General features: G+C 49.6%; 14 protein-coding genes and 1 pseudogene. 5 read left to right on the forward strand and 10 right to left on the reverse strand.

Annotation, left to right across the window (positions count from 1 at the left end):
- Positions 1-24 precede the first annotated feature (24 nt).
- Positions 25-288: a helix-turn-helix domain-containing protein gene (locus ACJHX7_RS14965; RefSeq protein WP_000566145.1), complete on the forward strand. Its 264-nt coding sequence runs from the start codon at positions 25-27 to the stop codon at positions 286-288.
- Positions 289-448: 160 nt separating this feature from the next.
- On the opposite strand, the gene deoD is transcribed toward ACJHX7_RS14965, so the two are convergent.
- The 4 genes from deoD to deoC form a co-directional block, all read right to left on the reverse strand.
- Positions 449-1,168 carry a purine-nucleoside phosphorylase gene (gene deoD, locus ACJHX7_RS14970; RefSeq protein ID WP_000224877.1) on the reverse strand — a complete coding sequence of 240 codons (720 nt, stop codon included), beginning with the start codon at positions 1,166-1,168 and terminating at the stop codon, positions 449-451.
- A 56-nt stretch (positions 1,169-1,224) separates the two neighbouring features.
- On the reverse strand, positions 1,225-2,448 hold the full coding sequence (gene deoB / locus ACJHX7_RS14975; protein ID WP_000816471.1) for a phosphopentomutase: 1,224 nt from the start codon (positions 2,446-2,448) through the stop codon (positions 1,225-1,227).
- 51 nt (positions 2,449-2,499) lie between these two features.
- Positions 2,500-3,822, reverse strand: a complete 1,323-nt coding sequence (deoA, locus tag ACJHX7_RS14980) for a thymidine phosphorylase (RefSeq protein WP_094030429.1) — start codon at positions 3,820-3,822, stop codon at positions 2,500-2,502.
- Between the two features lie 77 nt (positions 3,823-3,899).
- Positions 3,900-4,679, reverse strand: coding sequence for a deoxyribose-phosphate aldolase (gene deoC / locus ACJHX7_RS14985; protein WP_001295412.1), 780 nt, complete (start codon positions 4,677-4,679; stop codon positions 3,900-3,902).
- Positions 4,680-4,936: 257 nt separating this feature from the next.
- Here deoC and ACJHX7_RS14990 point away from each other — a divergent pair, with 257 nt between their 5' ends.
- Both ACJHX7_RS14990 and ACJHX7_RS14995 read left to right on the forward strand, forming a co-directional pair.
- Positions 4,937-6,487 carry a YjjI family glycine radical enzyme gene (locus ACJHX7_RS14990; RefSeq protein ID WP_094030430.1) on the forward strand — a complete coding sequence of 517 codons (1,551 nt, stop codon included), beginning with the start codon at positions 4,937-4,939 and terminating at the stop codon, positions 6,485-6,487.
- Positions 6,459-7,322, forward strand: a complete 864-nt coding sequence (locus ACJHX7_RS14995) for a YjjW family glycine radical enzyme activase (RefSeq protein ID WP_001088366.1) — start codon at positions 6,459-6,461, stop codon at positions 7,320-7,322. Before ACJHX7_RS14990 ends, ACJHX7_RS14995 begins: the two co-directional genes overlap by 29 nt.
- Before the next feature lie 116 nt (positions 7,323-7,438).
- On the opposite strand, the gene ACJHX7_RS15000 is transcribed toward ACJHX7_RS14995, so the two are convergent.
- The 5 genes from ACJHX7_RS15000 to prfC all read right to left on the reverse strand — a co-directional run bounded on the left by ACJHX7_RS15000 (position 7,439) and on the right by prfC (position 12,282).
- Positions 7,439-8,218, reverse strand: a complete 780-nt coding sequence (locus tag ACJHX7_RS15000; protein WP_000563044.1) for a metal-dependent hydrolase — start codon at positions 8,216-8,218, stop codon at positions 7,439-7,441.
- Entirely contained in the window at positions 8,215-9,288 is a 1,074-nt protein-coding gene (locus ACJHX7_RS15005) for a patatin family protein (protein ID WP_001298490.1), read from the reverse strand. Before ACJHX7_RS15005 ends, ACJHX7_RS15000 begins: the two co-directional genes overlap by 4 nt.
- Before the next feature lie 121 nt (positions 9,289-9,409).
- Positions 9,410-9,571, reverse strand: coding sequence for a DUF1328 domain-containing protein (locus tag ACJHX7_RS15010; protein ID WP_000490275.1), 162 nt, complete (start codon positions 9,569-9,571; stop codon positions 9,410-9,412).
- A 126-nt stretch (positions 9,572-9,697) separates the two neighbouring features.
- The gene (osmY, locus tag ACJHX7_RS15015) at positions 9,698-10,303 is read right to left on the reverse strand and encodes a molecular chaperone OsmY (RefSeq protein WP_001295410.1); all 606 of its coding nucleotides are present in this window, start codon (positions 10,301-10,303) and stop codon (positions 9,698-9,700) included.
- A gap of 392 nt (positions 10,304-10,695) precedes the next feature.
- A complete protein-coding gene (gene prfC / locus ACJHX7_RS15020; protein ID WP_000202563.1) occupies positions 10,696-12,282 on the reverse strand; it encodes a peptide chain release factor 3 in 1,587 nt (528 codons plus the stop codon).
- A gap of 219 nt (positions 12,283-12,501) precedes the next feature.
- Here prfC and ACJHX7_RS15025 point away from each other — a divergent pair, with 219 nt between their 5' ends.
- Together ACJHX7_RS15025 and ACJHX7_RS15030 are read left to right on the forward strand one after the other, a co-directional pair.
- A complete protein-coding gene (locus tag ACJHX7_RS15025; RefSeq protein WP_001217546.1) occupies positions 12,502-12,750 on the forward strand; it encodes a DinI-like family protein in 249 nt (82 codons plus the stop codon).
- Positions 12,751-13,095: 345 nt separating this feature from the next.
- Positions 13,096-14,328, forward strand: coding sequence for a hypothetical protein (locus ACJHX7_RS15030; RefSeq protein ID WP_024176333.1), 1,233 nt, complete (start codon positions 13,096-13,098; stop codon positions 14,326-14,328).
- A gap of 128 nt (positions 14,329-14,456) precedes the next feature.
- On the opposite strand, the pseudogene ACJHX7_RS15035 reads toward ACJHX7_RS15030, so the two are convergent.
- Positions 14,457-14,591, reverse strand: a pseudogene (locus ACJHX7_RS15035) (tail fiber assembly protein); the annotation flags it as partial.
- Positions 14,592-14,607: the final 16 nt, after the last annotated feature.

Here is a 14,607-nt window from a genome sequence, read left to right on the forward strand (position 1 = left end):
ATTTAAATATCCAGGGAAGGAAATATGATCGATCTGGAAAACCAGGAACGGGAGATTATCAATTTAATGTTCAGCCAGGGTATATCCTGGCTAACCGCCGTGCGTATCAGGCATAAACTATCACTTGCTGAAGTAAGTAAAATGTTAGGTATCTCCATTAATTCTCTAAAACAGATCGAAAAGACGGAACGGCTTAGTTCAAACATCAAAAGCAAAATGGCAGGAATTTATGGTTGTCCACCAGAGTTGCTGATATGCCCTTCCTGGATGACGGCTGAACATAAATGAATAGATTCGTGAATAGATACTTGAATGGATTTTATTTTCTATCCATATGAAAAATAATAGTAAATCTATAAATCAGTTGCTATTGATGAATAGATACTAAAAAGCCGGAGCAGTCTCCCGCTCCGGCTTCACAAGGCAATCGCCTTTCAGCGAAACACAATTACTCTTTATCGCCCAACAGAACGGATTCCAGTGCGATTTTGATCATGTCGTTGAAGGTGGTCTGACGCTCAGCGGCAGTGGTCTGCTCGTGAGTGCGGATGTGGTCAGACACGGTGCAGATGGTCAGGGCTTTCGCGCCAAATTCTGCAGCGACGCCGTAGATACCAGCCGCTTCCATTTCCACGCCGAGGATGCCGTATTTTTCCATCACGTCGAACATTTCGCCGTCCGGAGAGTAAAACAGGTCAGCGGAGAACAGGTTACCAACGCGAGCATCAATGCCCAGTGCTTTAGCTGCATCTACCGCGTTACGCACCATGTCGAAGTCAGCGATAGCGGCAAAGTCATGGTCTTTAAAACGGATGCGGTTAACTTTGGAATCGGTGCAGGCACCCATACCGATAACGACGTCGCGCAGTTTTACGTGCGGCAGAACAGCGCCACAGGAACCCACGCGGATAATTTTCTTCACGCCGAAATCGGTGATCAGTTCTTTGGTGTAGATGGAGCAGGACGGGATACCCATACCGTGACCCATTACGGAAATTTTGCGGCCTTTGTAAGTACCGGTGAAGCCCAGCATACCGCGAACGTTGTTCACTTCACGGGCATCTTCAAGGAAAGTTTCAGCAATATACTTCGCACGCAGCGGGTCGCCAGGCATCAAAACTACGTCAGCGAAATCGCCCATTTCTGCATTAATGTGTGGGGTAGCCATTGTTTTATCCTTTTTGTGACATAACAAAGGCGGAGTCAACGCTCCGCCCAAATCCATCAGAACATGGCTTTGCCATATTCCATATCAGAAGTACCAAAATATTTTGCCAGCGTCTGGCCGATATCCGCGAAGGTTTCACGGTGACCCAGTGAGCCCGGTTTTACTTTCGGGCCGTATACCAGTACCGGAATGTGTTCACGCGTGTGGTCAGTACCGGTCCAGGTCGGATCACAACCGTGGTCAGCGGTGAGGATCAGGATGTCGTCATCGCGCAGCAGAGACATCAGCTCCGGCAGACGACGGTCGAACAGCTCCAGACCCGCAGCATAACCGGCAACGTCGCGACGGTGGCCCCAGGAAGAGTCGAAGTCAACGAAGTTGGTGAAGACGATGGTGTTATCACCCGCTTCTTTCATCTCTTTGATGGTGGCGTCAAACAGCGCGTCCAGGCCAGTCGCTTTCACTTTCTTGGTGATGCCGCAGTTAGCGTAGATGTCCGCAATTTTACCGACAGAAACCACCTGGCCGTGTTTTTCATCAACCAGTTTCTGCAGCACGGTCGGTGCTGGCGGTTCAACAGCCAGATCGTGACGGTTACCGGTACGCTGGAAGTTACCGGCTTTGTCGCCGATAAACGGACGAGCGATAACACGACCGATGTTGTAGCCGCCGTTGGTCAGCTCTTCACGAGCGATTTCGCACAGTTCGTAGAGTTTGTCCAGACCGAAAGTTTCTTCATGGCAGGCAATCTGGAACACGGAGTCAGCGGAGGTATAGAAAATCGGCTTGCCGGTTTTCATGTGCTCTTCGCCCAGCTGATCCAGAATGACCGTACCGGAAGAGTGGCAGTTACCGAGGTAACCCGGCAGATTAGCGCGTTCAACCAGTTTATCCAGCAGCTCTTGCGGGAAGCTGTTTTCGTGATCGGAGAAGTATCCCCACTCAAACAGAACCGGGACACCGGCGATTTCCCAGTGACCAGACGGGGTATCTTTACCGGATGACATTTCGTGCGCCCATGCGTACGCGCCGATAACTTCAGCGTTGCCGTCCATTCCCGCCGGAATGAAACCGGTAGAACCTTCGTGTGCTTTCGCCAGTCCCAGACGGGTCAGATTTGGCAGATTGAGCGGGCCTTTACGACCGTTATCAGCTTCGCCTTTGGCACAAGCTTCTGCGATATGACCCAGGGTGTCAGCCCCGACGTCACCAAAGCGTTCTGCATCTTCTGTAGCGCCGATGCCGAATGAGTCCAGCACCATAATAAATGCACGTTTCATATGTTCTCCGTACTCAGTGCTTCAAATTTAAATGATCGGATCAGTATACCGTTATTCGCTGATACGGCGATAGACAGTTGGTGTGCTTTCCGGTGCTTTATCGGCAAGTTTAATTGCCGCTTTCACCGCTTTCGCCGCTTCCTGCCAGCTGTTTTCGTCTTTCGCGTGGATAACCGCCAGCGGACGCTGACCGTCTACCTGGTCGCCCAGACGCGCCATATCAGTAAAGCCGACGCTGTAATCGATGGTGTCAGATGCCTGACGGCGTCCGCCGCCCATTGCAACCACTGCCATCCCCAGTGCGCGGGTATCCATTTCACTGACAAACCCTTCGGTATCAGCATAGACTGCTTTCGTCAGCATCGCTGTCGGCAGATACTTCGCGTAGTTCTCAACGAAGTCGGTCGGACCTTTTTGTGCCGCTACCATACGACCAAAGACTTCTGCCGCTTTACCGTTGTCCAGCACCGCCTGCAATTTCGCGTGCGCTTCGGCGTCATTTTTCGCCAGTTTGCCGGAGATCAGCATCTCCACGCACAGTGCCATCGTGACATCAAACAGACGCGGGTTACGATATTCACCCGTCAGGAACTGCACCGCTTCACGAACTTCAACCGCGTTACCTGCACTGGAGGCCAGTACCTGATTCATATCGGTGAGCAGCGCGGTGGTGCGCACGCCAGCGCCGTTAGCCACGCCAACAATCGCTTCGGCAAGGGCTTCAGAGAGTTCGTAGGTCGGCATAAATGCACCGCTACCTACTTTCACGTCCATCACCAGCGCGTCCAGACCTTCCGCCAGTTTCTTCGCCAGAATAGAGGCGGTGATCAGCGGGATGGAGTCCACGGTTGCGGTAATATCACGGGTCGCGTAGAAACGTTTATCCGCCGGAGCCAGTGAGCTGGTCTGACCGATAATCGCCACGCCGACGTCTTTAATAATTTCGCGGAAACGGTTGTCATCCGGGAAAATGTCGAAGCCAGGGATGGATTCCAGTTTGTCGAGCGTACCGCCAGTATGACCGAGGCCGCGACCGGAGATCATCGGAATATAGCCGCCGCAGGCTGCGACCATCGGCCCCAACATCAGCGAAGTGACATCGCCGACGCCGCCGGTCGAGTGTTTATCAACAATCGGGCCATTCAGATGCAGGCTTTTCCAGTCGAGAACGGTTCCTGAATCTCGCATCGCCATGGTCAGCGAGACACGCTCAGGCATTGTCATATCGTGGAAGAAAATGGTCATCGCGAGGGCGGCAATCTGCCCTTCGGAGATAGTGTTGTCGCGAATGCCGTTGATAAAGAAACGAATTTCTTCATCGCTCAGCGCATGACCATCACGTTTTTTACGAATAATTTCTTGTGCGAGAAACAAGGTAACCTCCCGTGGAAAAGAGACGAGGTAATCGGGGAACCGGATGAGCATCGCTGCGTCATCCGGCAAATCAAGCCTTAGTAGCTGCTGGCGCTCTTACCGTCGCCGTGGCCCAGAGCTTTCAGCAGGCTTGCCAGCAGGCTGGAAGCGCCAAAGCGGTAGTGACGCGCATCGGCCCAGTCAGCGCCGAACAGTTCATCGGCGATGGCGAGATATTTCTGCGCATCTTCCGCAGTACGCACGCCGCCTGCCGGTTTGAAACCAACGGTTTTTTCTACGCCCATATCACGGATCACTTCCATCATAATGCGCGCGCTTTCCGGCGTCGCGTTCACGGCCACTTTACCGGTAGAGGTTTTGATGAAGTCAGCACCCGCTTTGATGGAGATTTCAGACGCTTTACGGATCAGCGCTTCGTCTTTCAGTTCTCCGGTTTCAATAATCACTTTCAGCAGTACGTTCGCCGCAGCGCAAGCCTCTTTACAGGCTTTCACCAGGTCAAAACCAACCTGCTCGTTACCCGCCATCAGCGCGCGGTACGGGAACACCACGTCAACTTCATCGGCACCGTAGGCGATTGCCGCACGGGTTTCTGCCAGCGCGATTTCGATGTCGTCGTTACCGTGTGGGAAGTTGGTTACCGTAGCAATACGGATTTCCGGGGTGCCCTGCTCTTTCAGAGTTTTGCGAGCAATCGGGATAAAGCGAGGATAGATACAGATAGCGGCGGTATTGCCGACCGGAGTTTTGGCCTGATGACACAGGGCGATCACTTTCTCATCGGTGTCGTCGTCATTCAGGGTGGTCAGGTCCATCAATTTCAGTGCACGCAGGCTGCTTGCTTTCAGATCAGTCATTTCATTCTCCTGGCTTGTCGCCAATAAAATTCACCTTGCGAGTTTGTTAGTATTCTAACATCTACTCCGCAACACACTTCGATGTACATCACAATTAAGGAAATCTACTTACAAGTTTGCATCACTGTAATGCGATCTGGTTCAAATAATTCACTTTCAAATGAATGCGTCAGTGGTGGCAAACGCATCAGGATCAAAGTGAACATCACGAAACTTCTTACAATGGCGCATCACCTTCGGCATAAAAGGAAAAGAAGATGCCCACTTCTCATGAAAATGCACTGCAACAACGTTGCCAGCAAATTGTCACCAGCCCGGTACTTAGCCCGGAGCAGAAGCGCCATTTTCTGGCACTGGAAGCAGAAAACAATCTGCCTTACCCCGCGTTGCCTGCCGAAGCCCGCCGCGCGCTGGATGAGGGGGTAATCTGCGATATGTTTGAAGGTCATGCGCCGTACAAACCGCGCTATGTCTTACCCGATTACGCCCGTTTTCTGGCGCACGGTTCCGAATGGCTGGAGCTGGAAGGCGCGAAAGACCTTGATGACGCACTCTCTCTGCTGACCATTCTTTACCACCACGTACCGTCGGTCACATCGATGCCGGTCTACCTGGGGCAACTGGATGCGTTGTTGCAACCGTATGTTAGAATTATAACACAAGACGAGATCGATATTCGAATAAAACGTTTCTGGCGTTACCTCGACAGAACCCTGCCAGACGCCTTTATGCACGCCAATATCGGCCCGTCTGATTCGCCCATTACCCGCGCAATCTTACGTGCAGACGCAGAGTTGAAGCAGGTTTCACCGAACCTGACCTTTATCTACGATCCTGAAATCACCCCTGATGACCTGCTGCTGGAAGTGGCGAAGAACATCTGTGAATGTAGCAAACCGCACATCGCCAACGGTCCGGTGCATGATAAAATTTTCACAAAAGGGGGCTACGGGATTGTGAGCTGTTACAACTCACTGCCGCTGGCGGGTGGTGGCAGCACGCTGGTACGCCTAAACCTGAAAGCCATTGCCGAGCGCAGTGAATCGCTGGAGGACTTCTTTACGCGCACTCTACCGCACTACTGCCAACAGCAGATCGCCATCATCGATGCGCGGTGTGAATTCCTCTATCAACAATCACACTTCTTTGAGAATAGCTTCCTGGTGAAAGAAGGGCTGATTAACCCTGAACGTTTTGTGCCAATGTTTGGCATGTTTGGGCTGGCGGAAGCGGTTAACTTGCTGTGTGAGAAAGAAGGGATTGCCGCGCGCTACGGTAAAGAAGCCGCCGCAAATGAAGTGGGTTATCGCATCAGCGCGCAACTGGCGGAGTTTGTCGCCAATACCCCCGTGAAATATGGCTGGCAAAAACGCGCCATGTTACACGCACAGTCGGGGATAAGTTCCGATATCGGCACCACGCCGGGCGCACGTTTGCCGTATGGCGATGAGCCAGATCCGATCACCCATCTGCAAACTGTCGCCCCGCATCATGCTTATTATTATTCCGGCATCAGCGACATTCTGACACTCGACGAAACCATCAAACGTAATCCGCAGGCGCTGGTACAGCTTTGCCTCGGTGCCTTTAAAGCCGGAATGCGTGAATTTACCGCCAATGTCAGCGGTAACGATCTGGTTCGCGTTACTGGTTATATGGTGCGTTTGTCGGATCTGGAAAAATATCGTGCCGAAGGCTCACGTACCAACACCACCTGGCTGGGCGAAGAGGCCGCACGCAACACTCGTATTCTGGAACGCCAGCCGCGCGTGATAAGCCATGAACAGCAGATGCGCTTTAGTCAGTAAGATTATCCCCTTCTCCTGCGTTGACGGGCCAGGCAGTCGTCTGGCTCTGTTTTTGCAGGGCTGCAATCTGCGCTGCAAAAACTGTCACAATCCGTGGACGATGGGACGTTGCAATGATTGCGGGGAGTGCGTGCCACAGTGTCCGCATCAGGCGTTGCAGATTGTTGACGGCAAAGTGGCGTGGAACGCTGTAGTCTGCGAGCAGTGCGATACCTGCCTGAAGATGTGTCCGCAACATGCCACACCAATGGCGCAATCCATGAGCGTGGATGAGGTGCTTAGCCATATCCGCAAAGCGGTGCTGTTTATCGAAGGGATAACGGTAAGCGGCGGCGAAGCCACGACCCAGCTGCCGTTTGTGGTGGCGCTGTTTACTGCTATCAAAAATGATCCGCAACTGCGCCACCTCACCTGTCTGGTGGACAGTAATGGCATGTTGAGCGAAACCGGCTGGGAAAAATTGCTTCCGGTGTGCGACGGCGCAATGCTCGATCTCAAAGCGTGGGGGAGCGAATGTCATCAGCAATTAACCGGACGCGATAATCAGCAGATCAAGCGCAGCATCTGTTTGCTGGCAGAGCGCGGTAAGCTGGCGGAACTGCGTTTGCTGGTAATCCCTGGCCAGGTGGATTATTTGCAACACATCGAAGAACTGGCGGCGTTAATCAAGGGACTTGGCGATGTTCCGGTACGCCTGAACGCGTTTCATGCCCACGGCGTGTATGGCGAGGCGCAAAGCTGGCCGAGCGCCACGCCGGAAGACGTTGAGCCGTTGGCTGATGCGTTACAGGAGCGCGGGGTGAGCCGGTTGATATTTCCGGCGCTGTATTTGTGACATGCCGGATACGGCCTACGGATCGGCATAAACTTGTAGGCATGATAAGACGCGTCAAGCGTCGCATCAGGCATTGTGCGCCAGCTGCCGGATGCGGCGTGAACGCCTTATCCGGCCTACGGCACGTTAAACAACGTATACGTGTTATTAAGCAACACTTCGGCAATTTCATCTGCGGGTTCCAGGCGTAACTCACAAAGCACAGCAAACACCCGCGCGGCCTGTTCCGGGCGGTTAGGCTGCCCCTGAAAACCGTTGAGCGGCATATCCGGCGCGTCGGTTTCCAGCAACAACGATGCCAGCGGTAATTTTGCGATGACATCGCGGGTTTTACTGGCGCGTGGATAGGTGATAGTCCCGCCTACGCCAATTTTGTAGCCCAGTTGCACAAACCGTTCGGCCTGTTGCAGGCTGCCGGAAAAACCATGAACCACGCCAGTGCACGGTAAATCGTGGCGTTTAAGATGCATCGCCAGTTTGTCGTGCGTGCGTCGTGAATGCAGAATCACCGGCAGATCGTAGCGTTTCGCCAGTTTCAGTTGTTCGTCGAGTAACCACTGCTGCCTCTCAAATTGCGGATCGTCGCCAAAGAGATCCAGACCGATCTCCCCCACCGCCACCACCTTCGCCGGATGCCTTTCCAGCGCCTGCTGTAGCTGATCAAGAGACACATCGCTATGTTTTTCCAACATACCAGGATGCAAGCCCAATGCGGCATACAGCGGTTGATATTTTTCCGCTAACGCCTGCACGCGAGCAAAATTTTCCGCTTCTGTCGCCGGAACAATGATCTTGCCTACGCCCGCTTGTGCCGCGCGTTGCAGGCTGGCCTCTTCATCGCCACTAAACGGCGGGAAATCAAAATGGCAGTGGGTGTCGATAAAACGGCAAATCAAGCCAGATCCTCATTGTTAAATGTCGGGTCGTTCGCCTGCGGAGCATCGCTCACTTCGGCAACCAGCGTATCGTTGGCGACTGGCGCAGGCGGAATAACGATCGACTCCGGCGTCACCACCGGCACCAGATGGCGGCTCAGCGGCGCTTTTTCAGTCAATAATTTACCGACCGTTGCCAGAAAATAACGCCCACATAAACGCCCAAGTTTATAGTCTTCACGCAGCGCCGGAATCCGACTGCCGAGCGCAATACTATGCAATGGCTTCGGTGGATAAATTTCGAATATCCGCAGCTGGCCCGGTGGTTTCTCAATAAATTGCTGAATCTCACGATAGCTGGTTTCATGATGCTGCACCAGATTGACCAGCGGCTGCAGGCTACTGTCACCCAGCCAGCGTTCCATGCGTTTGAACCACTGTGGCGTGTAGTACATTTGCGACGGCACAGTGCGGATGACGACCAACGTTTTTGCTCCCTGCCTTGCCGCCTCTTTAACCGGGATCGCATCACTGATCCCACCATCCAGGTAGTTAATACCTTCCAGCGACACTCCGCTACGATAAAAGCCAGGTATCGCACTGGAGGCGCGAATCACATCCAGCCAGTTTTGTTTAGTTGGCAAAAAGTAATTCGGCGCATAGTCATCCTGACGACAGGCGCACATATAAAACGATTTGCCGCTGTCAAATAACCGCGCGGCGGTATCCATTTGCAATGGCATCTGGCTTGCGGTGGCCTCCACCAGCCAGTCGAGATCGATAAGATTTCCTCCACGGACAAAGCGCAATGGATCGAAAAATTCGCGTTTTGTGGTGTAACGCATGATGACTTTGCGCGCGTAACCGGGCTGATTGCAGATATACGCCGAGAGGTTCTGCGCCCCGGCAGATGTGCCGAGATAAAGATCGAAAGGATTAAACTGCGCACGCATAAACTCATCCAGCACGCCAGCCGTGAAAATTCCACGCTGTCCGCCGCCTTCGCACACCAGAGCAATCCGTCCAGGCTGGAACGGCCTTAGCGACAACGGCGCAATATTACCAAGCGTTACAGGTATTCGCTGCCCCACCTCTGCCTTCCTGTTTTTGTTGTGAAAGAATGACAAAGTAACGCAATTTATTATTCGCTAAAACCGCAAAAGCCAGTCCGCTGGACTGGCTTTGGATAAAATTTTCTTAATGGTCTGAAATCTAGGGTCGTTTTCGGCCCATGAACAAACTCACCAGGAACAGAATAATCCCGACGACAAAGACAATTTTAGCTGCGCCTGCAGCAGTACCGGCCAGACCACCAAACCCAAGTGCGGCGGCGATTAACGCGATAACCAGAAATATGATGCCCCAACGAAACATAAGCGTCTCCTTTACCATAGTTAATGTCACCGCTTGATATGAGCGTGAAAATCACTCAATGCGATATTTTTAGTGTGGTGCACATCGCGCCTCCCGACAAAGTTCGGGAGGTCGAATTACGACGAATTACTTAGTTTTCAGATCATTTTTAACGCTTTTCACACCATCTACCGCTTTGGCGATACTTTCAGCACGGTCACTTTGTGCCTGAGAATCTACGGTACCGGAGAGCTGAACCACACCATCGGTGGTTTCAACTTTCACTTTACGTGAAGGAACGATATCGTCCGCCAGCAGTTTGGCTTTGATTTCACTGGTGGTGGCGGTGTCACCCGCGTAGCCCTTCACAGAGCCTTCTTTAGCGTCGCGAACGTGCAGTTTGTCGCTGACAGAGGTCACGCCTTCAACGCCTTTCGCCACTTTCACTGCCTCTTCGGCCTGGGCCTGGCTTTCAACGAAACCGCTCAGGGTCACGACTTTTTGATCGGTTTTGACAGAGATATCGGTGCTCTTGATGTTGTCATGATCCACCAGGGCCGCCTTCACTTTCGCGGTGATGGCGCTGTCATCCATGAAATTACCGACTTTATTCATAGAGCTATCGACTTTTTGCCCTGCGCTTTCATTGGTAGTCTGCGCGTTGTTTTCCGCGTAGGCAGAGCCGGTCGCGACGGCAGAGGTTAACATTACAGCCAGCAGAGTTTTCGAAATCTTCAGTCTTGTCATAGTCATCGATTTATTCCTGTATGTTTGCTCGTAATTTGAGCCTGGCAACACGAGGTTGCATTGCTGAATAGGGAGAGACTTCACCCTCTACAGAAGTCAATGGCCGCCATCACAAAAGCGATGGGTGATGAATAACGACCATTACAGCCTCTGAATCAGTTATTAATATCGGTAGAATGACAATCGACAGCTTTAGATACTGATATCTACGCATTGAACGGTATTTAACGCCGTCAGAAATGTCATTACTTTGTTAAATATAGATCACAATTTTGAAACCGCTCGGGATATCCGCTAAAACATAAGCAAAAGTGAATGTTTTAAGAACATTCCGTAAGCGGCTAATAAGGAAGGGAAATTGACAGGGCGCAGCGGCTGCCGCACCCTGGAGGCAAGAATTAATGCTCGCGAGTCTGGTGGAACTGAACGTCCGGATAACGTTCCTGCGCCAGGCGTAGGTTGACCATGCTGGTAGCGATGTAAGCGAGGTTATCGCCGCCATCAAGCGCCAGTTGGCTTTCGTTCTTACGCTTGAACTCTTCGAATTTCTTCGCGTCCGCACATTCTACCCAGCGTGCAGTGGCAACGTTGACTGACTCATACACTGCTTCAACGTTGTATTCGCTCTTCAGGCGCGCTACCACCACATCAAACTGCAGCACACCAACCGCACCAACGATCAGGTCGTTGTTGGAAATCGGACGGAACACCTGCACCGCGCCCTCTTCGGAAAGCTGTACCAGCCCTTTGAGCAGCTGTTTTTGCTTCAGCGGATCTTTCAGGCGGATACGACGGAACAGTTCCGGCGCAAAGTTCGGGATACCGGTGAACTTCATCATCTCACCCTGGGTAAAGGTGTCGCCGATCTGAATAGTGCCGTGGTTGTGCAGACCAAGGATGTCGCCAGGATACGCTTCTTCAACATGCGAACGGTCGCCCGCCATAAAGGTCAGCGCGTCGGAGATCACCACATCTTTAGCGGTGCGCACCTGGCGCAGCTTCATACCTTTTTCATATTTACCGGACACCACACGCATAAACGCCACGCGGTCGCGGTGTTTCGGGTCCATGTTGGCCTGAATTTTAAATACGAAGCCGGTAAATTTATCTTCGCTCGCCTCTACGGTACGGGTATCAGTCTGACGCGGCATCGGCGCAGGTGCCCACTCTACCAGGCCATCCAGCATATGATCGACGCCGAAGTTACCCAGCGCAGTACCAAAGAACACTGGAGTAATTTCGCCCGCAAGGAACAATTCTTTGTCGAACTCGTTAGACGCGCCTTTCACCAGTTCCAGTTCATCACGCAGCTGCTGTGCCAGATCTTCACCAACCGCAGCATCGAGATCCGGGTTATTCAGCCCTTTAACAATACGGACTTCCTGAATGGTGTGACCTTTACCGCTCTGATAGAGATAGGTTTCGTCTTTATAAAGGTGGTAAACGCCTTTAAACAGCTTGCCGCAGCCAATCGGCCAGGTGATCGGTGCGCAGCCGATTTTCAGCTCGTTCTCAACTTCATCGAGCAGTTCCATCGGGTCGCGGATATCACGGTCAAGTTTGTTCATAAAGGTGAGGATCGGCGTATCGCGCAGACGGGTAACTTCCATCAGCTTACGGGTACGATCTTCAACACCTTTTGCAGCGTCGATAACCATCAGGCAGCAGTCCACCGCCGTCAGGGTACGATAGGTATCTTCCGAGAAGTCTTCGTGCCCCGGGGTGTCGAGCAGGTTAACCAGGCAATCGTGATACGGAAACTGCATCACAGAAGTAGTAATGGAGATCCCACGCTGCTTTTCCATCTCCATCCAGTCCGACTTAGCGTGCTGGTTGGAACCACGGCCTTTTACTGTACCGGCGGTCTGAATGGCCTGTCCGAACAGCAGCACCTTCTCGGTGATGGTAGTTTTACCGGCGTCCGGGTGAGAAATAATTGCAAAGGTTCTTCTTTTCGCTACCTCTGCGGCCAAAAGGCTTGTCATAATTGTTGTCTCTTTGATTATGTACAATCATATGTACAAAGAAAAATTCATGCCGCTGATTGTACATTTTGGAGGTATCAGAGCATAGCAGAACATGATCAGTAGGTGTATTTGTAGCCAAAGAACATTTGTACATGCAGCAATCTTTGTTCTATTGACACTGTTTATTCATACAGTTAAAAATAATACTGTATACAAACACAGTGTAGAGGGATTTTTATGCGTATTGAGATCTGCATAGCCAAAGAGAAAATGACTAAAATGCCAAACGGTGCTGTGGATGCGTTAAAGGAAGAATTAACTCGACGCATCAGTAAGCGTTATGACGATGTAGAGGTGATCGTAAAAACCACCAGCAACGATGGCCTTTCTGTTACGCGCACTGCCGATAAAGATTCAGCTAAAACTTTTGTTCAGGAAACTTTGAAAGATACCTGGGAGTCTGCTGACGAGTGGTTTGTTCACTAATTAGCACGTAAAATCTGTAACGGCTGGAAATCATTCAATACTCGCACTATCGAAAGTTCACCAGCCAGCCGCAGCACGTTCCTGCATACGACGTGTCTGCGGCTCTACCATATCTCCTATGAGCAACGTATTAGCAGAGCCAAGCCACAACTCTAATTTTAATACATAATGAATGATAATAATAATATTAAAAATTTCCTGTGTAACTAATTTACTATATGGTTTCTGATAAGAATCATTGCAAAGATTAAACAACTTGTATTACATTGACAGTTAAGCAGTTAATTTTATCACCTCTAAAATATATCAGCATCTAGCATGCAACCTATCAAAATGGAGAGTTTTATGACTAAAAAACCATGGGAAAGAAGACTTAAAGATTTATCGCACTTGCTCAAATGCTGCATTGATACATATTTTGACCCTGAATTATTCCGCTTGAATTTGAATCAATTCCTCCAAACCGCAAGAACAGTAACATTTATTATTCAAAAAAACAAAAACCAGATTATAGGATATGACATTTGGTATAACAATAATGTTATTGAAAAATGGAAAAATGATCCATTAATGGCTTGGGCTAAAAATTCTCGCAATACGATAGAAAAACAAGGCGATTTAGAAATGTATAGCGAGGCAAAGGCTACTCTTATTTCATCTTACATTGAAGAAAATGACATTGAGTTTATTACAAATGAAAGTATGTTAAACATTGGTATAAAAAAGTTAGTCAGACTTGCACAAAAGAAATTACCTTCATATTTAACTGAATCATCTATTATTAAATCAGAAAGACGATGGGTCGCTAATACGCTAAAAGATTACGAATTATTACATGCCTTAGCTATAATCTATGGCAGAATGTATAACTGCTGTAACTCTCTTGGCATACAAATAAACAATCCAATGGGTGACGATGTGATTTCGCCAACATCATTCGACTCTTTATTTGATGAAGCCAGGAGAATAACTTATTTAAAATTAAAAGATTACTCCATAAGCAAATTGTCATTTAGCATGATACAATATGATAATAAAATAATTCCTGAAGATATTAAAGAGCGTCTAAAACTGGTAGATAAGCCTAAAAATATCACTTCGACAGAAGAGTTAGTTGACTATACAGCCAAGCTTGCAGAAACGACTTTTTTAAAGGACGGTTATCACATTCAAACATTAATTTTTTATGATAAACAATTCCATCCAATTGATTTAATCAATACAACATTTGAAGATCAAGCAGATAAATATATTTTTTGGCGTTATGCAGCTGACAGAGCCAAAATAACAAATGCCTATGGCTTCATTTGGATATCAGAGCTATGGCTCAGAAAAGCAAGCATCAACTCCAATAAACCAATACATACAATGCCAATTATAGATGAAAGACTTCAGGTAATTGGAATTGATTCAAATAATAATCAAAAATGTATTTCATGGAAAATAGTTAGAGAAAATGAAGAAAAAAAACCGACTTTAGAAATATTAACAGCAGACTCAAAACATGACGAAAAACCATATTTCATGCGTTCAGTCTTAAAAGCAATTGGCGGTGATGTAAACACTATGAACAATTGAGTCATAGAACTTCCATTATTCTCCTGAAGATAATAATCGCCAAATAAACCAATACTCAGTTTTACAATATAATAACTAACCGCAGAACGTTATTTCATACAACGTTTCTGCGGCATATCACAAAACGATTACTCCATAACAGGGACAGCAGGCCACTCAATATCAGGTGCAGTTGATGTATCAACACGGTTCAGCAACACCCGATACTTTTTCCAGGCTTCCAGCAACAAGGTTTCTTCCTCCGTTGCGATTTCCAGCTCAACAACAATCTGAACGTAC

The sequence above is a fragment of the Escherichia sp. WS1451 genome, assembly GCF_046487365.1.
GTDB classification, from domain to species: Bacteria; Pseudomonadota; Gammaproteobacteria; order Enterobacterales; family Enterobacteriaceae; genus Escherichia; species Escherichia coli.